17 protein-coding genes and 1 other annotated feature are annotated in these 20,483 nt (G+C 39.3%); of the genes, 3 read left to right on the forward strand and 14 right to left on the reverse strand.

Going from position 1 to position 20,483, the window contains the following annotated elements; translation table 11 throughout:
• Nucleotides 1–56 precede the first annotated feature (56 nt).
• Both EP1_RS08395 and EP1_RS08400 read left to right on the forward strand, forming a co-directional pair.
• The gene (locus tag EP1_RS08395) at nucleotides 57–884 is read left to right on the forward strand and encodes an NUDIX hydrolase (RefSeq protein WP_067626376.1); all 828 of its coding nucleotides are present in this window, start codon (nucleotides 57–59) and stop codon (nucleotides 882–884) included.
• Nucleotides 885–1,114: 230 nt separating this feature from the next.
• On the forward strand, nucleotides 1,115–1,594 hold the full coding sequence (locus tag EP1_RS08400) for a DUF2798 domain-containing protein (protein ID WP_067626377.1): 480 nt from the start codon (nucleotides 1,115–1,117) through the stop codon (nucleotides 1,592–1,594).
• Between the two features lie 122 nt (nucleotides 1,595–1,716).
• Here the strand turns inward: EP1_RS08400 and EP1_RS08405 are convergent, their stop codons facing one another.
• From EP1_RS08405 to EP1_RS08420, 4 genes are all read right to left on the reverse strand, one after another.
• Nucleotides 1,717–2,532: a prenyltransferase gene (locus EP1_RS08405; protein ID WP_067626379.1), complete on the reverse strand. Its 816-nt coding sequence runs from the start codon at nucleotides 2,530–2,532 to the stop codon at nucleotides 1,717–1,719.
• 164 nt (nucleotides 2,533–2,696) lie between these two features.
• Entirely contained in the window at nucleotides 2,697–3,764 is a 1,068-nt protein-coding gene (rlmN, locus tag EP1_RS08410; protein ID WP_067626380.1) for a dual-specificity RNA methyltransferase RlmN, read from the reverse strand.
• 278 nt (nucleotides 3,765–4,042) lie between these two features.
• Nucleotides 4,043–4,825, reverse strand: coding sequence for a glycyl-radical enzyme activating protein (locus tag EP1_RS08415; RefSeq protein WP_067626382.1), 783 nt, complete (start codon nucleotides 4,823–4,825; stop codon nucleotides 4,043–4,045).
• Nucleotides 4,826–4,840: 15 nt separating this feature from the next.
• Nucleotides 4,841–7,189 carry a formate C-acetyltransferase gene (locus EP1_RS08420; RefSeq protein ID WP_083507521.1) on the reverse strand — a complete coding sequence of 783 codons (2,349 nt, stop codon included), beginning with the start codon at nucleotides 7,187–7,189 and terminating at the stop codon, nucleotides 4,841–4,843.
• A gap of 171 nt (nucleotides 7,190–7,360) precedes the next feature.
• On the opposite strand from EP1_RS08420, the gene EP1_RS08425 reads away from it, so the two are divergent.
• Nucleotides 7,361–8,119 carry a DeoR/GlpR family DNA-binding transcription regulator gene (locus EP1_RS08425; RefSeq protein ID WP_067626383.1) on the forward strand — a complete coding sequence of 253 codons (759 nt, stop codon included), beginning with the start codon at nucleotides 7,361–7,363 and terminating at the stop codon, nucleotides 8,117–8,119.
• Nucleotides 8,120–8,157: 38 nt separating this feature from the next.
• Here the strand turns inward: EP1_RS08425 and EP1_RS08430 are convergent, their stop codons facing one another.
• From EP1_RS08430 to EP1_RS08475, 10 genes are all read right to left on the reverse strand, one after another.
• Nucleotides 8,158–9,249, reverse strand: a complete 1,092-nt coding sequence (locus EP1_RS08430; RefSeq protein ID WP_067626384.1) for a PTS fructose transporter subunit EIIC — start codon at nucleotides 9,247–9,249, stop codon at nucleotides 8,158–8,160.
• An 11-nt stretch (nucleotides 9,250–9,260) separates the two neighbouring features.
• Complete coding sequence (locus tag EP1_RS08435) at nucleotides 9,261–9,572, reverse strand: PTS fructose-like transporter subunit IIB (RefSeq protein WP_067626386.1); 312 nt, start codon at nucleotides 9,570–9,572, stop codon at nucleotides 9,261–9,263.
• 140 nt (nucleotides 9,573–9,712) lie between these two features.
• Nucleotides 9,713–10,174 (reverse strand): PTS sugar transporter subunit IIA, encoded by a 462-nt coding sequence (locus tag EP1_RS08440; RefSeq protein WP_174519748.1) that lies wholly within the window; start codon nucleotides 10,172–10,174, stop codon nucleotides 9,713–9,715.
• Between the two features lie 4 nt (nucleotides 10,175–10,178).
• The gene (locus EP1_RS08445; RefSeq protein WP_067626390.1) at nucleotides 10,179–12,122 is read right to left on the reverse strand and encodes a BglG family transcription antiterminator; all 1,944 of its coding nucleotides are present in this window, start codon (nucleotides 12,120–12,122) and stop codon (nucleotides 10,179–10,181) included.
• 306 nt (nucleotides 12,123–12,428) lie between these two features.
• Nucleotides 12,429–14,834: a DNA translocase FtsK gene (locus EP1_RS08450; protein ID WP_067626392.1), complete on the reverse strand. Its 2,406-nt coding sequence runs from the start codon at nucleotides 14,832–14,834 to the stop codon at nucleotides 12,429–12,431.
• Nucleotides 14,835–14,980: 146 nt separating this feature from the next.
• Nucleotides 14,981–15,808 (reverse strand): amino acid ABC transporter substrate-binding protein, encoded by an 828-nt coding sequence (locus tag EP1_RS08455; protein ID WP_067626395.1) that lies wholly within the window; start codon nucleotides 15,806–15,808, stop codon nucleotides 14,981–14,983.
• A gap of 54 nt (nucleotides 15,809–15,862) precedes the next feature.
• On the reverse strand, nucleotides 15,863–16,498 hold the full coding sequence (locus EP1_RS08460; protein ID WP_067626398.1) for an amino acid ABC transporter ATP-binding protein: 636 nt from the start codon (nucleotides 16,496–16,498) through the stop codon (nucleotides 15,863–15,865).
• 13 nt (nucleotides 16,499–16,511) lie between these two features.
• Nucleotides 16,512–17,153 (reverse strand): amino acid ABC transporter permease, encoded by a 642-nt coding sequence (locus EP1_RS08465; protein ID WP_067626401.1) that lies wholly within the window; start codon nucleotides 17,151–17,153, stop codon nucleotides 16,512–16,514.
• A 322-nt stretch (nucleotides 17,154–17,475) separates the two neighbouring features.
• Nucleotides 17,476–17,701 (reverse strand) — a binding site (T-box leader).
• 80 nt (nucleotides 17,702–17,781) lie between these two features.
• Entirely contained in the window at nucleotides 17,782–18,873 is a 1,092-nt protein-coding gene (locus EP1_RS08470; protein ID WP_067626403.1) for a DUF871 domain-containing protein, read from the reverse strand.
• A 115-nt stretch (nucleotides 18,874–18,988) separates the two neighbouring features.
• Nucleotides 18,989–20,377 (reverse strand): glycoside hydrolase family 1 protein, encoded by a 1,389-nt coding sequence (locus EP1_RS08475; protein ID WP_067626405.1) that lies wholly within the window; start codon nucleotides 20,375–20,377, stop codon nucleotides 18,989–18,991.
• Nucleotides 20,378–20,483 lie beyond the last annotated feature (106 nt).

Consider the following 20,483-nt stretch of genomic DNA (forward strand, 5'->3'; position numbering starts at 1 on the left):
ACTATTCATGCTACAATAAAGTAGAGAATACTTATAAGGAAATAGGTGGACAATCCATGAAACATTTTGCCTCAAAAGAAGCAGAAAAAGACTATTATGAACACGAAGCGGATGAAGCGGAATTCATCGCTTGGTATAAAAAACAAGATCAGCCAGAATACGACAAACCTTCCGTGACGGTCGATATTGTCATTATGGGCTACAACAAAGAAGAAGATCAGTTAAAAATTTTATTGATTCAACGACGAGGAAATCCCTATCGGAATTCTTGGGCCTTACCGGGCGGCTTCGTAGAACGTAATGAATCTACCAATGACAGTGTTCGCCGCGAAACGGCTGAAGAAACTGGTTTAACCATCGGACGTAAAAGCGTTGAGCAGCTTCATACTTTCAGTACACCGAATCGTGATCCCCGTGGTTGGGTGATTACAGTAAGTTATTTGGCCTTTATCGGACAAGTGCCGCCAACCGCTGGTGACGATACCCAAGATGCCCGTTGGTTCAATCTGGAACGTCATGGTGAAACAATCAGCTTGACGAGTGATGATATTTCGATCGAGATCGAATTGGAAGCTGGCAAGTCGGTCGGCAAAGACACCTTAGCTTTTGACCACAATGAAATCATCCGGAAAGCCTTCAATCGGGTCTTGAATAAAATGGACCATGAACCATTGATCTTACAAGTTTTAGGCGAAGAGTTTACGATCACTGAAGCTCGCAAAGTATTTGCGAAATTTTTAGGGGTTGATTTCAGAACGGTCGATCACTCGAATTTCAAAAAAGCGATGTTACAGTACTTTGATGAAATCGGTGAACGCCCAGTCGGAATCGGCCGGCCTTCAAAGATTTATCGGTTAAAAGATGAAATCGGTGAAAAAAAATAAAAGTTTTACTTACATGAACAAAAGAAATCTGTTTATAATGGAAACAGCAAAAAATTGTCTTTCCATAACGCAGTGAAGATTCCCCCGCGGTTATCGTAACGAGTTATACGATCGCCGCTTTTTTGTATTCATTCTGCTTTTGGCAGAGTAGCAAATTATTACTGAGTACAGTTGATCCCTAAAAATAAGTCGGTTAAACAGCAACTGTATTCAAAATAGGAGGAATCTTTATGCCCGAAAATAAGAGAGAAAGTTTTGTTTATACTTTGTTAATGTGTTTCGTAATGGTCTTTTGGATGAGCTTGTATAACATTTATTTACACACCGGCAGTTTGTCCGTGGACGTTCTAAAAACGGCCTGGATTGGCTTGCCCTTGGGGTATTGTTGTGCGCTCTTTTTAGACTGGTTCATCGTTTCGACCCCCGCTAAGAAACTCGCTTTTAAATTATTACCGACTTTTGCTAGTCCGTTACGAAAAGTCTTGACCGTTTCTAGCTGTATGGTATTGCCGATGGTTTTTTTCATGTCATTATATGGTACGCTCGAGGTACTTAGTCAAACTCAAGAATGGCATCAGCTCTTCTTTATTTGGATCACAAATATTTTGAGAAATCTCATTATGGCTCTGCCCTTCCAATTAATCATCGCTGGGCCGCTCGTCCGGAAAATCTTTAGAAAAATTTTCCCCGTAGGCACAATTATCGCATAACGTAAAAAAGGTTATTCCAGAGACTACTTGCTGGAACAACCTTTTTTCCTTTTTCTAGTATAGAAATTTATTATTCTATCCTTTCATTTTTTAAGAAGAACAAGTTTGCTTAAAACGGATGTTTACTGGGCCAAATTAGTTAAAATTTCTTGATACCTTTGCGTTGCTAACTCACTTGGTTGATTCTTTCTACAAAAACTCAATTTGCGCAACTTAGGAACTACTCGTTCCACTACTATCTGGTCAGCTACTATTTTTTCTTTCAGTGCCATAAAGGCTTCTTGAAAACGCGGATCATTCCGTGCCTTTTCATAAAAAGATAGAACATACAGGTAATAAAACAACCCATACCCCCGAAAAGGATATTCCACTTGCATAAACAGTGTTCCAATCCCATAATGACAAGGTCCCAACGGTAATTTCGTCTCCCAATGATTCAATAGAAATTCTACGGTATCATCTAATTCGGCTTCTTCGACAAATGTTGTCCGACGAAATAATTCCAACGCATTCAACGTTGGTAACGGATTGGAAAATTCGGTTTCCGCTCCTTTCCCAAAAAAGAATTTTTTACACCACCAGCCGCCGTCTTTGTAACGTGTCGCTAATAAATGTTCCACCGTCTGTTTCATTCGAAGATCAGCCCCATGACCTAAACGTACTAAAAGAGTCGCAGCCGGAATGGTTTGGCAAGGAAATACGGCCCCTTGAGGATAAAGCTTGAACTCGCCAGGTTCGCGCCAACTTTCCCACAGTAATTCGGCGACCTTTTGTAAGACCTCTTCTTGCGGGTCCATCCCTAATTCCAATAAATACTCAGCCGATTCTAAACAAGAAAATGGTGCCCCCTTACTTAAACGCTTATCCTCGGTCGTCCAATAATCCCAGCCTTGATCGTAGCGATGAGCGAAAATTGCTTGAATATCTTCATTATGCATCCCGCACCCCTTTGGTAACCTTTTCTTCTAGTATAACAAAAAGGATGTGTGACAAGATTCTTGTCACACATCCTTTTTCTGAATAAATGGTATTGCAAAAGTAGCTTCTTCGAAAATAAGACGAAATTTCTTGAAACTGATCCTTTTGTCACAACCTCAATCAGCTACTTAGCTGCAACTTTTTTCATTTGCTTACTACGGAGTTGCCCACAAGCAGCATCGATATCCGTGCCATGTTCTTTACGAATCACACAGTTGATACCATTTTTTTTCAGGACATCGTAAAAACGTAACACGTCCGCTTTACTGCTACGGGAATATTGATCATGTTCACTGACAGGGTTATAAGGAATTAGATTTACATAGACTAATTTTTTCTTATCCTTCATCAAGTCTGCCAGCTGCTGGGCATGATCTGGCCGATCATTAACACCAGCTAACATAATATATTCGAACGTGACCCGCCGATTGGTCTCTGCGATATAGTAATCCACAGCTTCCATCAACTTTTCAATTGTAAAACTGCGGTTAATCCGCATGATTGATGACCGAACTTCATTATTTGGCGCATGCAAGGAAATCGCCAAGTTTACTTGCAGCCCATTCTCTGCAAATTTTTTGATCTTTGGTACAAGTCCACTTGTTGAAACGGTAATGTGGCGGGCACCGATTGCCATACCTTTATCATCATTGATTACTTGTAAAAAGTCCATGACGTTGTCATAATTGTCAAACGGCTCGCCAATCCCCATCACAACGACGTGAGACACGCGTTCGTCTTCATCACGTTCATCAAAATAGTGTTGAACCAACATGATCTGAGCAACGATTTCTCCAGCGGTTAGATCCCGTTGTTTCTTCAACAAGCCGGATGCACAAAAAGTACAACCGATATTACAGCCTACTTGGGTTGTTACGCAAACCGATAAACCGTACTCTTGACGCATTAAGACTGTTTCGATCATCAAATGATCCGGTAGTTCGAATAAATATTTGACAGTACCATCACTGGCTTCTTGCACCACTAATTGTTTTAACGGATTGATCACGAAATTTTCTTCTAATAAAGCAATGGTTTGTTTCGATAAATTGCTCATCTCCGAAAATTCACTAACCCGACTGCGATAGAGCCATTCCCAAACTTGCGTTGCGCGGAATTTCTTTTCACCGTGTGCTAAAAACCATTCGACCAATTCTGTTCTTCTTAAACCATAGATTGAAGGTTTCTCCAAGATATTTCCTCCTAGTTCAACAAAATATTTTCTTGAAAGAAAAAATATTTTGATTTCTATTTAATTTTATTTTTTATATCCTAACTCTTTAATCAACTGATTCAACAACTATCTGCTTCTTTTTAGTTAACTGAAAACAATTGAAAAAAGCTGAAAACATTCGTTACATACTATAACCGATTCATTCAGAGAAAACAATCCACTTTAAGAAAAAGACATAAATTCATCACCAAGCCGTGCTTCCATTCTTAGAAAAAGAGTAAGAGACACATTGCCTCTTACTCTAGTCCATCGATATTCGCGCTGATTCCCGCTTCTTCAAATTTCATTTTGATTTTTTCGATTTCTACTTGTTTCAAAGTTTGTGCTTCTTTCATACTGTACTCCCAGCCTAGATAGTCATATTTACTGCTACCATATTGATGAAAGGGCAATAAATGTACCTCTTGAACAGAACGTTTATTTAAAAATGCAATAATCTGCTGGATATTTTTTTCATTCGTCGTGAACTCAGGAATCAACGGGACGCGCGGAATCACTTGGAGTTGTTCTTGTGTCAAAAGATAGTCGAAATTCTCTTGAACTATTTTCTGATCAAGTCCAATCACTCGTTTGGCCTTATCATGATCCATAATCTTCAAATCAAAAAGTACTTGATCAACATACGGTACTAATTTTTTTAAGCGTTCTACTGGGAAACAGCCTGTTGTCTCAATTGCCGTATGAATTCCAAGTTCTTTCAGTTCTTGAAGAAATTCACTAGCGAATTCTGCCTGCATCAAGACTTCTCCCCCAGACAAGGTTACCCCACCACCAGAAGTGCGATAAAAAATTTCGTCTTTCAACACTTCATCTAATAATTCTTCCACCGACCACCATTGTCCAATTTGTTCGATTCTACCATTCTTTTTCCACGTGGTCGTTTCAACCTGTTTCCGTGACTCAGGATTAGAACACCAAGGACAGCGTAACGGACACCCCTTAAAAAAAACTAGCGTTCGGATCCCACCACCATCATGAACCGAGTAACGTTGATGATTAAAAATCAAGCCTTTTTTCATTTTTGATCCCTCATTCTACAACTGATGCTCAACACGTGCGATAATATCATCTTGAATCTGCTTGTTTAAATCGACAAAGAACGCACTATAACCTGCTACGCGAACCAATAATCCTGCATATTTTTCTGGATGTTTTTGAGCAGCCAGCAACGTTTCTTTTGATTGAACATTGAATTGGACATGTTGAATTTTCAGTTTTGTAAATGCTAATAGAAAATCAGCAAATTTGTTTAATCCTTGTTGTCCTTGCAAAGTATTCGGTTGAAATTTTAAATTTAACAAACTACCATTGACCGTCAAAAAATTATCTAGTCGACTAACAGATTTTAATACCGCGGTCGGCCCAAGATGATCCCTTCCCACCATCGGGGATAAACCACCATCGGCTAATTGTTCCTGAGCCTTTCGCCCATCTGGAGTTGCCCCAACGGCTTCTCCTAATGGAATATGAGCTGAGACAGTGTAAGCACCCGCGATAAATTGCCCACCCCGCACATTTTGATACTTCTCTAATTCTTTAGCGTAATGCCGGAATAGTTTTGCTGCAATAACATCTAATTCTTCATCGTCATTGCCGAATTTTTCAAAATCCTGAATAACATGTTTTTGAAGTTCCGCATATTCACCTGTAAAATTGGCTTCTAACGCATCAACTAATTGACTAAAGGACATTTCTTCGTTTTCAAAAATCATTTTTTTGATCACATACATCGAGTCGCTCAGATTGGCTTCTCCGATTCCTTGAACCCCTGAAAAATTATACCTAGCACCACCTTCAGTAACATCCTTACCCTTTTCTAAACAGTCAGAAATCAAGACCGACAAGAACGGCGTAGGCGCGTAATGACGATGGCCTAAGTCGACGATATTTGAACCTTTAACTACCAATTCTACATAGTAGTCAATTTTCTTTTCAATCGTATCGACCAATTGTAAATATGTTAAATCTTTTTTATTTCTAAGTTCATAGATGCTCAATTCCATAATTCGTAACAAATTAAAAAGTGCAATATCATGCAACCCATAAGTTTTCCCTGGAATGGAAGTCTCCACACACCCTACTGTTGCGTAATCCCGCGCATCATCTAAAGACACCCCTTTACTCAGAAAGGCTGGCACACAAACCTCATCATTGAATAATTGAGGGATTCCTGTTCCTAATCGAATCGTTTCTACCGTCTTCAATAAAAATCGTCGCGGGATCAGCTCATTCATCCGGACGGAAAGATTTGGCTGTGGCAATAATATTTCATGGTAAAGTTCTAACATCACAAACGATAGTGGATTGACCGACGTATGACCTAATTCATCCACCCCACCTAAAACAACAGTATAACCGGTTGGAAAACCGGCAAAACATTTCGCGCTGCTTTGAGAGCGTAAAAGGACTACGTCATTTGTTTTAATATAAAAATCACCCAACACTTCGTATAGAAAAGCTTTATCGATACCTGCTTCTAAAGATGCTTTGTAAAAAGGATACAAGTATTGATCCATTCGACCCAACGACAGCGAAGATGCATTTGACTCGTATTGTCCAACGATACTAGTCATCCATAGCAGTTGTAGCGCTTCATAAAATGAATCGGGGCGCTGAGTGCTTAACTTGATACACATTTGGGAAATTGTCTGCAGTTCTTGCTTCCGCTGAAGATCATGTTCATTTTTACTCATTGCTTCTGCTAATTGAGCATAACGTAAAAAGTGTTCCTTCATACCAATAAAAATAATTTTTCCAGCTTGATAAAAATGATTCTCTGGCTCTGCACTAATTTTTTCATCCAGTCTTACCAGATAACTACCGATTCCTTGGGTCAATATTCCAGGGAAATCCATGATGATATGGCCTTGACCCTTATCCGTTTGATTCAATTTAAAAACTTCATCTTTCAAAGCATTTTTTACTTCATCCGTCAGTTCATGATTGATAAAATCTTTCATTGAACGATTTTCCCAATAAGGAAACAATTCTTCCCGATAGATTTTTTTATCTGTTTCTGTGAATTCAAACTGATCTTGCGGTCGTGTGGCAATCGTGTCGATCTCTTGCATGATCCAATACGGATCCATCTCTGGTGAAAGTATTCCTGATCGCGGACGAATCGTTCGATTACCAACCAACAATTCTCCTTCACGAATGCTGATTTCAACTTTGGCTAAAATATGCGCTACTGCCTTAGCTCGGCGAATAATCGTCGGCTCGCCCTCGGTTTGACGATAACTTTCTGTATAGAGCAACGCTCGTTCCAATGAAATTTGACGTTTTTCTTTAAATAAGTGCTCTTTCATCATTTGAATCCGTGGATTCCCTTTTATAACCACGTTTGCAATATTTTCTTTTTGATTGATGACTCCTGTTTCCATCTTGCTCACTCCTGTTCTGCTTCTGCTCACTCTTAGTATAGAAATTTTTTTCTCTTGAAACTAGATAATTTTTGGAATCACAAGCTAAAAGTTGGATTTGCCCCGTTTTTCCCAAGTTTTTTATTGTTTTTATTGGAATCTCATGCTAATTTTGATTAAAAAGGAGTTCTTATGAAAGCCACTGAGATTAGCCAACGCCGGAAAGAAATTACGGAACTTTTATACCAAAAAAAAGAAGTTAAAGTTCATGAATTAGTAAAGACATTCCAAGTTTCCGATGAAACGATTCGCAAAGATTTGACTTATCTCGCTAATGAAGGGGTTTTAACAAAGCACCATGGTAAAGCCACCTTAATTAAGGAGAAAGAATTGGCGCCCGTTTTTCAACGCACTTCCCAATTTTCGGAAAAAGATAAGATTACACAGACCGCTTTAAACTTTATTACGAATGAAGACTACTCGATTGGCCTAGATCAAGGCAGTACCATCGCTTTACTGGCTAAAAAGATCGTCTCCTTAGAAAAAAAACAACTCTTCACTAGCTCTTTAGCAGCAATTACTCAACTAGCAAGTAGTCATCACAAGCTTTTTTGTTTTGGTGGTGAATATTCTCCTGCTGATATGGCTTTTCGCAATAGCGGTCGTGAGCTTTATCCGGACATTCAATTCGACGTATGCTTCTTGGGTTCTAGTGGAGTTAAAAATCGTAAAGGCTTTTGTACCTCCTCCTTGATTGACGCTGAAGCTAAACGCCGAATGCTTAAAAAAGCCAATAAAAAAATCATCCTGCTGGATAATACAAAATTTGAAAAGACTTCCCTTGTGCAAGTAGCGCCTTGGTCTGAAGCTGATATCGTTATTAGTAGCAAAGGAATCCCCTTAGACTATCAGCGAATGATCAGTGCCTATGCTCACTTGATTTTAGTTTAAAAAAGATGTGCCGAATAATCCTTCGACACATCTTTTCTCTACATAATTTCGATGTCTAAATCAAAGTCATCATCCAAATCAGTTGGTTGTGTTTTCTCATCAACAACCGGTTTTTTCAAAACCATAACAATACCGGCAGTAATAATTGAACCAATCACCGTTCCAAGAATATAAACCAATGGATTTTGTGCGACGGGTGCAACGATCCAGCCACCCCAAGGTGCTGGATTTCCGGCACCTAAAGCCATTGCAAGCGCAGCTCCGACTGCGCTACCAATCATGTTTGCTGGGATACAGCGTAACGGATCCGCCGCAGCAAAAGGAATCGCTCCTTCAGAAATCCCTACCATTCCCATTACAATTGCCGCTTTTCCGGAGTTTCTTTCCTCAATCGTAAATTTCTTTGGAGCAACAATCGTCGCTAGCCCCATCGCAAGCGGCGGAATACAAATTGCTACACCAATCCCTGCCATAATCGTCAAGGCTGTCTCACTTGGTAATCCGGTTGTTGGGTTAATCGTTCCTACCATTGCTGAGCCAAAACTAAAAGCAACTTTATTGATCGGCCCTCCCAGATCAGAAGCAATCATTGCTCCCAAAATCAATCCAAGTACAACTAAGTTGCCGGTTCCCAGAGATTCTAACCACTGGGTCAAGTCTGTCATTAATGCAGCAATTGGTTGGCCAATCACCCAATACATTAAAGCGCCTACAAATAACGTACCAAATAACGGAATGATAAAGATCGGCCCCAACGATCGTAAACTGGATGGTAATTTAATTTTCTTTAGATAAAAAACTACTATCCCTGCCAAAATACCTGATAAAATCCCACCTAGAAATCCCGCTCCAATGTTGCTTGCAATCAATCCACCAATAATCCCTGGCGCCAGACCTGGGCGATCTACCATTGAAAAAGCGATATAGCCGGATAAGATGGGTACCATCATTCCCAGACCCGTAATACCAATATTGGCAATATCTGCCAACCAGCCTTTATCTGGAACCGCGGCATTACCAGAAAATAGCACACTCAATGCCAACAAAATCCCGCCAGCCACAACAAAAGGAATCATATATGAAACACCAGTCATCAAATTTTTTCTTGTATTTTTTAGTAATTCAATCATTCTACTTCCTCCTATTTGGCCAATTTCTGTTGGAGTTTTTTAACAATGGCTTCTCCCTTATTGATACAATCTCCGGCACTAACGCGTACGACAGGTTTCCCTTTGAATCGTTCTTCATTTTTGATCGCAATATTATTAGTTAAAATGACTGCATCTGCACAATTAATTTGATCCATTGATAATTCATTTTCGATTCCGATTGATCCTTGTGTTTCTACGTGAATCTCCACATTGTTTTTTTTTGCAGCCACCTCTAAACTTTCTGCAGCAAGATAGGTATGGGCAACTCCTGATGGACAAGCTGTTACAGCAACTAATTTCATAATTTTTCTCTCCTTCGATTTTTTAATTAAAGTTCATTGACCCTTTTACTCATGATTAAAAAGGATTCTTTGGACATTCCAACTAGATATTTTTACCACTTTCATTCATTGGGAAGACAGCTTCTTTTGGGACTACTTTTTTAAGCTACCACGCCAGCTAAACTATCATTTAACAACTCAACGATTTCTTGATTACTGGCTGCTTGTGCCAAGGTATCGCGAAATTCTTGATGAACAAGTTTTCTTGATAGACCCGCAATAATTTTCAAATGTTGATCCCCTTGGCATTCTTCTGGAACAGCTAATAAAAAGACCAAATTAACAGTTTCACCATCTAAACTTTGCCAATCGACTTTTTGATTCAACCGTCCAAAAGCTACGGTCGTTTCTTTTACATGAGCACTTTTCCCATGGGGGATGGCAATCCCAAACCCAATCCCTGTCGTAGTTAAATTTTCTCGTTCTATTACACTTTCAACATACCCTGTGTGGTTATATAAGCGTCCTGCTTGATTGATCCGATCAGCGAGTATATTGATAGCCGCTATTTTTGAATCGGCCTCAATCGCTAAATCGACCAATTCTTCGTTGATTACTTGCATCATTCTACCTCCTAATAATGGTTTCATAAATTTCTGTCGCCGTTTTTTCTGCGAAAAAGTGAGTTAATTTTTTTTCTGATTGAACGATTTTATGAATGTCCGTGATTAAGCCCCGAACAAGTTTACGATCAGTTTTGGCGATACACATCAATAAAATATACTGAACTTTTCGTTGATCCCAAACAATCGGTCGTTCCAGTGTGACAATCGTAATTTTCGTTTGTAAGACATTTTGAGGTGATGCATGAGGGATTGCGACACCTGTTGCTAACGCCGTTTCCCCAATGACTTCCCGCTCAAAAACTTCTTTGCGAAAAGCCGGTGAAACGATGTTTTTTCGCTCCAACTGGTCAATCAACCAATTTAGACACTGCTCTTTAGTTGCAAATTCCTTTTGAGTGTAAATAAATTCTAAGTCAATCACTTCCTGTAAGAAAGGCAGGGTTAGATTAGCATTTTCTTCTGACTCCTCCGAATAAAATAAATTTGCATAAATTGCCGTAATATTTTTGAGATCTTCTTGTGTCATCAAAGTGGAGACTTTAATCGTTGGTTTATCAATCTTTTCTAGTTTCACCGAAGAAATGATCAGGTCAACATTATCTAGCTTCTTTTTGTAAAGCTTATCCAATGTCGTAATTTCGGCAGTATCTTGAGCGGGTAAAATTCGATTGATCTTATTAAAAATCAGTTCAGATGTTCCTAAACCACTCGGGCAAACAATTAAAATCTTTTTCCCATGTCGATTTTTTTCTAGAGATATTTGAAAATACATTGCAATTAAGGCAATTTCTTCATCGTTGAACTGAATTCCTAATTCTTCTTCAGTATTCGCTAAGACATACCATGTTGTGCTGAAAATAATTGCATACTGATTTTTTATCTCTTCGACTAACGGATTGGTAATTACAATCCCCATTTTTAACCGATAGACCATCGGAATAAAGTGGTTCGAAAATCGTTCAATTAATTGTAGATCGCCTTGAAAGTCAACTTGCATGATCTCTGACATATTTTTTAAAATTTTCTGGATTGTCTCAGAATATTTTTTATAGTTCCTTTTATTCTTTACGCAAGCCCGTACCCCATAACCAACTAATTGCCTGTTCACATAAGATATATCTTCTTCCTGATACTCGAAGTTGTTCTTTTCTGCAATCTTTACCAATAAATCATTGGCAACTAAATACGTATCGATCAATTTTATTTGATCAAAAAAGAAATCCTTTTCTTCGATATGTTTGCCCTTATTTAAACGGAAGCAAAAAATTAATAAACGAAGCACCAATGATTTTACATACTGTTCCGGTATCCAAAACTCTGACTGCTTTTTTAGTTCCTTAATCTGTGAGAAAACAGTCTCAACTAATTGATGCGGGTATAATTTAAATAACAATTTCTCCGTCTCATCATGAAATAATTGCTCAGCTCCTACCCCATGTTTATCCAAATAGTCCTCACAAAAGCGAAACAAACTATTTTGAAGTTCTTCTTCACTTCCAAACACTTTGGTTCCTTGCTTTGAGGCAGAAAGTCTTACCCGATATTTGTCTGTCAGTTTTTCAAAATCACTCACAATTGAACTTGGACTCACATGGAATTTCTGAGCAAGCATTTGCTGCGTGACTGTCTCGTCATCAATCAATAACTTTTTAGCAATTTGCCACTGCCGTTCTTGATAACCGAGCGCGTCTGCTGTCGTTCCATTAATAACTTCTAGAAACCGCATTTTCGATTCAACGGGACCTATCAAGCGGATTCCGACTCGTGGCTTTTTCTCTAAAACAAGTTGTTGTTCCGGGAGTAGCTTTTGAATTTTTTCTAAATCAGAATAAATAGTTCTATTCGATTTTTCCAATTTCTCGGAGTAGAACGATACTGGTAAATAGTTTTCATTCTGAATAAGTAAATGGATTAATTTTTTTTGTCGTGGATTCATCCCTTTCATTTTTACTCCTCCAATTGTAAGCGCTTATCAATATAACAAAAAGATAGCACAGGCTTTTCCTATTGTATAACACAAAAATGTTACACATTAATGTTGAAAAATCTTTATTCTATCTCTTCCTTCATGGATCATTGCTTGATAAAAATGAAAAAAAGCCCGAAATTATAGCTTTTTCAAATTGACGATTAGGAAAATATACATTTTTTGATTCACATTTCAAATAAAAAATCGACTTCTAATTTGCACATATGTGCAATTAATCCAAAAGAAAAAAGCTTTGCCAAAATGGCAAAGCTTAGACTTTTATCAGTCTTCCAACGGATTTTCCGGTTCTTCTTCCGCTTTTTCAATGAGTACTTCTCGTGGTTTGCTGCCTGTTGAAGGGCCGATTACTCCACGTTCCTCTAATTCATCGACAATTCGAGCCGCTCGATTATACCCAATCCGAAAACGGCGTTGCAATAATGAAATACTGGCCGTTTGCATTTCGACTACTAATGCTTTAGCTTCTTCGTATAGTTCATCTTGCGGTGTTTCTGATGGCGAAGAGGTTGTTTCTTCAGTCGGCATCATTTTTTCTTCATAATGAGCTTCTTGCTGATCAGAGACGAATTCTACTACTCGTTCTACCTCGTGATCAGAGATAAAAGCGCCTTGAACACGAATTGGTTTATTCTCACCCATCGGCAAGAACAGCATATCTCCGCGACCTAAAAGTTTTTCTGCTCCGTTGCTGTCAATAATCGTCCGTGAATCCGTTCCGCTGGAAACCGCAAACGCGATTCGTGACGGCACATTGGCTTTGATGATTCCGGTAATGACATCGACACTGGGACGTTGGGTCGCCAGAATCATATGAATCCCAGCTGCCCGTGCCATCTGAGCCAAACGGATAATGGCATCTTCCACTTCGTTACTTGCCACCATCATCAAATCGGCCAACTCATCGACAATTACGACAATAAACGGCAAGATTGGTCGATTTTGACCATCTTCTAAATTTTTCTGAATCACTAATTCATTGAAGCCAGAAATGTTTCGGACACCTGTTGCAGCGAACTTTTCGTAACGCTCTTCCATTTCTTGGACCACTTTTTGTAAAGCTTGCGCTGCTTTTCGTGGATTCGTCACGACGGGTGTCAATAGATGAGGGATCCCATTATAGACGTTTAATTCCACCATTTTCGGATCGATCATCATCAATTTCACTTCATTCGGTTTTGCCCGCATTAAAATACTTGTAATGATTACATTAATAGCCACCGATTTCCCACTACCAGTTGAACCAGCAATCAATAAATGAGGCATTTTCGTTAAATCAGCTGTCCGGACGATCCCCGAAATATCCCGCCCTAAAGGTACTTCCAATAATTTATCTGGATGATTAGGCTGCGCTTCAATGATATCACGGAAAGACACGGTACTGATTGTACTGTTGGGCACTTCAATTCCGATTAAAGATTTACCAGGAATCGGCGCTTCCATCCGTACATCCTTGGCTGCCAAAGCCAAGGCGATGTCATCGGTCAAATTAACGATTTTGCTGACTTTGACACCAACGGCTGGCTGAACTTCAAATTTGGTTACCGATGGGCCTAAGCTAGCTTTGACAACTTTAGCATCCACCCCAAAACTGTTGAAGGTTTTTTCCAGAACTTTGATATTTTGTTCAATCTTTTGGTATTCATCACTTTGATCCGTTGCCGGAATTGAATCTAGTAACGTGGAAGTCGGCAATTGATAATCATGATCTTCCGGTTCTGCACTAATTTCAAATTCCAAATCACCTGGATCTTCCGGTTCCTCTTCTTCAGCAAACGCTGGTTTAGCTTTTAGTTGCGCTGAACTGGTCGGTTCTACCTTTTCTTGGAAGCCTTCGATTGGTACCAGAGTCATTTGTTCGGGCTCTTGGCTTACAGGTTCTTGACTTTCTTTAGCCAATTTTTCACCGGCAGTCAAGGAGCGAACCCGATTTTTCTCTCGCTCAGCCAATTCAGCTTCCAATTTTTCTTTTTCAGCTGCTTGTTTTTCCGCCTTTGCTTGGGCCCTTTGTGCTTGTCGCTCAGCTTTTTTCTCTGCTTTCAGTGCTTTTTTCTCATCCGATTCCGAAAATTTTTCCTGCAACTGGTCAACAAAATTACTTAAATAATCGATGACCTGATTAAATTCTAATTGACTAAATAAAAAGACTCCTAAAATCAAAAATAGAATAGCGATCAAATAACTCCCAACTTGCGAAACTAAGAAGTGGGTCAAATTATATAACCCGCCACCGAGCATCCCACCACCGACATTTTGGGTGATCTGATTTCCTAAAAAGTCCGTCATTAACAAATCCCACGTCGTTTTCAAAATATTAGGATCTTTGCTCTCAACGTTAGCAAATAGACGGGCATGTAAGATCATTAAAATTCCTAAATAGAAAATCCCCATCCCTGCAAAGCGTCGTGGTTTCGTCAAACGTAGTTTCGTATTTTTCGCTACTAGCAATGCACCATAAATACCTAATAATACAGCTAAAAATTGATACGTATTGCCGCCAACTAATCGCAAAACGTTGGCAATTAGATTCCCTAAGAAACCTAATTTAAATAAAGCGAAAACCGAGAATAAAATAAATAAAAGTCCTAATCCGATAATTAGGCGCTGTTCTTGCAGTTGTTTTTGCTTTTTCGTTTTTCTTTTTTTCTTTGTACGCTTTTTCTGCGCCATGTTATCCCTCTTTTCATTCTGTACCATTATACAAAAAAAAGAAGGCGAACAAAAGTTTTGTCCGCCTTTTCTTTCTGACTAGGAAATTAATCCCTACAAATCACTTTGATTGAGGTCTAATTGAAGCTTAGCGCTACACCTTTTCGCTATTCTTTAGGCAAGGTCAATTCTTCACCAAACCATTTTTGCGAGATTTCGGCATATTTGCCATTTTCTTGTAACTCTTTGAAAGCACTGTTGATTTTCTGCACTAATTCTTTATCACCTTTACGGGCACCAACTGCAAAATTCTCATTTTTAAATCCAACACTTGAAATCGTGTATTTATCTAATTTATTCGCTTGTTTCAAATAGTAATCGGCATAGACTTTATCGATCAATAGCCCATTGATTCGACCATTTTCTAAATCGATCATTGCTTCATTGAAACTAGCATACAGCGTAGCATCGTTGTCTTTGACGATATCTTTCAACATCTTTGGTTCATTCCCGAAAGCTTCGTACCCTGAAGAGCCTTCTTGAGCTCCTAAGATTTTGCCTTTCATCGCTTCTGCACTCGTAATGCCGCTATCTTTTTTAGTGACTAAAACTTGTTCATTTTGCGCATAAGGATTGCTGAATAGTACCTTCTTTTTCCGTGATTCAGTTACGGTGTAACCATTCCAAATCAAATCAATCGTACCATTTTCCAATTCATTTTCCTTCATTGACCAATCGATTGGTTGAAAATCTGCCTTGACATCATATTGATCAAAAACGGCTTTGGCTAAATCAACATCAAAACCGACGATTTTTCCATCTTCATCTTTAAAGCCCATTGGAACAAAGGTATCATCTAAGCCGATCGTCACCTTTTGATCCTTTTCGATCGTTTTCCAGCTGTCGTCACCGCTGGCTTCTTTCTTCCCACAAGCTGCCAATGATACCAAAGTCAATACCGCCGCCATGCCCAATACCAATTTTCTTAATTTCATCATTACTCCTCCTAGTATTTTTTATTTAATAGCTAACTAATAGCTAAACACCCTTTATTTAATCGGTTCCACCTTCAGGACCTTATCTCCGATTTCTTCTGCAAAAACTAAATCATGGGTGACGACGATTTGGGTAACGCCATCTGCTTTTAACTCCAGGATCAAACTTGCAACCTGTTGTCTCAAAGCTGGATCTAACGCACTGGTTGGTTCATCATAAGCCAACACTTTTGGATTCATCGCCATCGCCCGTGCAATCGCTAGCCGTTGTTTTTGTCCACCAGATAATTGGTAAGGATAATTACTCAATAATTCTTCGATTCCTAAAAGTTTGGCTAAATGTTCAGCCTTATTCAAATACGTTTCTTTAGACTGTTTCAAGACTAAGCGTGGGCCAATCGTGATATTGTCCAAGACACTTAAATGGGGAAACAATTGAAAATCTTGGAAAACTACCCCAACAACTTGCTCCTGTTCTTTCGAGCCCGTCGGATCAAAGGGTTGGCCATCTAGTAAAAAGGTGCCGCTATCGGCCGTCTCTAATCCAGCCAAGGTTCTTAATAAAGTTGTCTTTCCACCGCCAGACGGTCCAACGATCGCTAAGATCTGTCCTTCAGGAATGACTAAATCCAAATTATTGATGACTTTTTTACTGCCGAATGATTTGTTCACATTTTTTAATTCGATCATTTTTTCCACCTGCCTAACGATAATAATTTAAACGATTTTCTAATTGTTTCAAGATAACTGACGTAACTCCCGTCAGCGCTAAGTAAATAATCGCTACTCCAAATAACGGAAGTAAGGTCGTATCCCGCTCCATCGCGATCTTCCCAGCTCGCATCACATCGGATAAGCCGAGAATATATACTAGCGACGTGTCTTTTACTAAGTTGATCACTTCGTTGCCGACTGACGGTAAAACGATTTTGACTACTTGGGGAATGATGATTCGCGTGATCGTTTGAACAGGCGTTAACCCGATCACTTTTGATGCTTCGTATTGCCCAACCGGAATTGATTGAATTCCGCCGCGGAAGATTTCTGCATAATAAGCGGCGTAGTTCAAGACAAAGGCAAAGAGGGCGGCATCAAAACGATCAAAAATAATTCCAATCAACGGTAACCCATAAAAGACAAAAATCAATTGCAATAACAGTGGGGTTCCCCGCATGATCCAAACATAAAAACGCAAGATCCATTGCAGTGGTTTAAACTTACTCGCCAAGCCGAATGATAATAAAATTCCCAGCGGCAATGAGCCTAATATCGTAAAAGCAAATAATTTCAGTGTGATCGTTGCTCCTTGTAGTAATTGCGGCATGACCTCGATCAAATAATTCATTCCAATATCCCTCCATTTTTTCGAAAGTTGTACGGCCTTTCGAAGGTTCTTAATCGTGACTTTTTTCTAGTAGAGATAGACTTTGCTGGTAGCAATTAGTTTTTCATTTTTTTACTAACAACTGACCGCTAATTTGTTTTAATCCGTTAACTTTTTCAAGAAACGAAAAAGTTAAACTAGCAAAAAACGCCCTCTGGTATCTCTACCAGAGGGCGTTGAATACGCGGTTCCACCTCAGTTTTGTCCTTTTTTCACAAAAAGAACCTCTACGGGTCAGCATTTTTCAGTAGGTAAAATAAAAAAAGTCCTTTAGCCGCTAGGGCTAAAGGACGTAATTACGTGGTTCCACCTTTTTTCATCGTCGTCTCACAACGAACGATCTCAACTGGTCAATCTGACCTCTGCGATAACGGGCTCTCCCGGATCAACCTACTGCCTTCAGCTGATCGACTCAAAGATGTGGTTCACAAAACATTGTTGTCCCTTCTCACCTACCAGAGACTCTCTGAGAACAAATGAATCGCTACTCTTCTTTTCATTGTCGTTTGATTAAGTTAAATCACACTTTACACGCCTTTAACCCGTTTGTCAACAAGGAATCTTCATCTTTTTATCATCAATCTCAAATTTAATTTTTAGGAACGAATTGGAATTTCGTCCATGGCTTCAGAAAATCCAACATAATCAGTCCTTCTTGCGGAATTTTACCAACTAAATTTTTTCGTGAATCGCTATGGGGTTCCAAAATGATTTGTAGTTCATTCTTGTATTTACCAAATTCATCATTACCAACTACGACATCGCCAATTTGAAATTCTTGCGTGTTGTCGTGAACAGGATTTGCGACATCGGCATATTTTACCCGAACCATGGTTGAACGAACAGCAGTAGCAGTAATATCACCGCGGCGGAAGTGTTTTGGATAAGCAACGATCTTACGCTCAATTTCCGTTGCTTGCGGCACAAAATCAATCCCTAAGCTTACTTTGTAACGATCCACTGCCGCTACTTTTTCCAATTCTTCATCTGAGGCATAAGCATTTCCGATAATTACCGTATCAATTAGCCCCGTCGCAAACATATGACGTGCCTGCAAATCAATCGGCAAATGACGATGCATTTCTAAAGTCGGCAGTCCGTCATTAACATCCCACGGCCCATATTCCGCCGCATGGCTAGTAATAAAAGCTGCGGTTTTAATTCCCTGCCCTTTAAAACGCTCACTGCAGCTGATAAAGAAATCATAAGGCAGAGCTGAACCTTCTTGCGGATAAAAGTTATGGCAGCCGTAAATGAAGGGCTCATTCGCTTCATAAGATAAAATATTATCTAAGTATGCGACATTGTTGCTCATATTCAGCTCGATTGCCAAGCCTTCAGGATTATAACTCAGCATTGCCTCTTTATTTCCGTCAAAGCCTTCATCCAAACGAATTCCTTCTGCACCAAGCTCTGCAAAGAAACTCAAATCATCATAAGAAATACCTAAGTCATCAAAAATCGAGGGGGCGATATCTAAGACAGTTTCAAATCCCAGATCCTTCGCGTAATGGATAATACTACCAAATTTTTCACTGACTTTTTCTTTGCCCTCCGTTACTTCCAGCATACTCATAAAAATTCTAGAATAACCTAGTTCTGCCGCCTTTTTGATGTAATCACGATCCGCCTGCGGATCACTATGATCGGGATAGACCGAAATACCTAGTTCACGTTTCATTATTTTCCTCCTCGTAATATAGTTTTATAGCAATGTTTTTTTCCAAAAAATTCTCTTACACATACCATTCTTCTAATCTTGTTTGAGCAAGAATAAGAACTGACAGCCTTTAGATTTAATCTTCTAAACCGTTTCTTTCTGTTACTTCTTTGAACCAGTGACCAGATTTCTTGATCGTTTTGATTTGCGTATGGATATTATTGGAAATGAAGCCATAACGATTCTTGTAGGCATTTAACCACGACCAGCAATCAATCGGCGTCCACATATGATAGCCAAAACAGTTGGAGCCTTCTTCGATTCCTTTATGCAGCCATTCTAAATGTTCTTGCACAAAATCAATCCGATAATCGTCTTCAATCATACCTTCAGAATTTTTGAAGCGATCTTCATTTGAAACACCCATCCCATTTTCAGAGACGTACCATGGAATATTTTTATAATTTTCTTTGATATTCACTGCGATATCATAAAGTGCTTTCGGATAAATCTCCCAGCCACGGTCTAAGTTTACGCGACGGCCAGGCATATCATAAGCGTCGTAATAACGATCCGGCATCCATTCACCGACAGAATTTGGTGCCACATCCGGCGCTTTGACTCGGTTAGGATGGTAGAAATTCACCCCTAGGAAATCAACGGTATTGTTCTTCAAGATTGCTTTTTCTTCGTCCGTTGTTTCCCATAAAACCTTGTCTTTCGTTAATAATTCTTCCAATTCAGCTGGGAAATGACCATAAACGGCGGGTTCTAAGAACATCTTATTGTTCCACAGTTCAGCAATCCGAGCCGCTTCTTGATCTTCCGGTGCCTCAGAGGCTGCATAGGTTGGGGTCAGATTTAAAATCGTTCCGATTTGCGCATCTGAAATATTTAATTGGCGGAAGGCTTGAATGGCTTTAGCTGAAGCCAAGTTTAGATTGTACGCTACTTGTACCGCTTTTTTCCCATTAACAATATTGGGATAATGGAATTGGAATAAATACTCACCTTCTACCACGACCATTGGTTCATTATGCGTCGCCCAGAATTTTACTCGGTCACCAAATAGTTCAAAACATTTTTCCGCAAAGCCAACATATAAATCCACCACTTTTTTCGATTCCCAGCCACCGAATTTATCATACAATTCCACTGGCAAATCAAAGTGATGGAGATTCATTACCGGAGTCATCCCTTCGGCTATCATCGTATCGATGACATTGTTATAAAAATCCACCGCATCTTGATTGACCGTATTCGTTTCTAAATCATCAATTAAACGGCTCCATTGGATGCTGGTCCTTAAGCTATTCATGCCGATTGAACGCATCATTTTGATATCTTCTTTATAGCTGTTATAAAAATTTGATGCCGTATCTGGTCCTACCTGATTGTGAAATTTCTCCGGTTCGATTTCATAATGATAATCAAAGACATTGGCATGTTTTTTGTTGAAGCGTCCTTCACTTTGTGGTCCGGAAGTGGCAGCGCCCCACCAGAAATTTTTTGGAAAAGTTTTCATTGTAGTTCTCCTTGTTTTAAAAGATTTATTGTTTTAATACATTATAGGGACAAAAAGCAAAAGAGCTGCCTAATTCGTTTTAGGGCATAACGTTTAAGGGGTTAGG

The sequence above is a fragment of the Enterococcus pseudoavium NBRC 100491 genome, assembly GCF_001544295.1.
Classification (GTDB): Bacteria; Bacillota; Bacilli; order Lactobacillales; family Enterococcaceae; genus Enterococcus_A; species Enterococcus_A pseudoavium.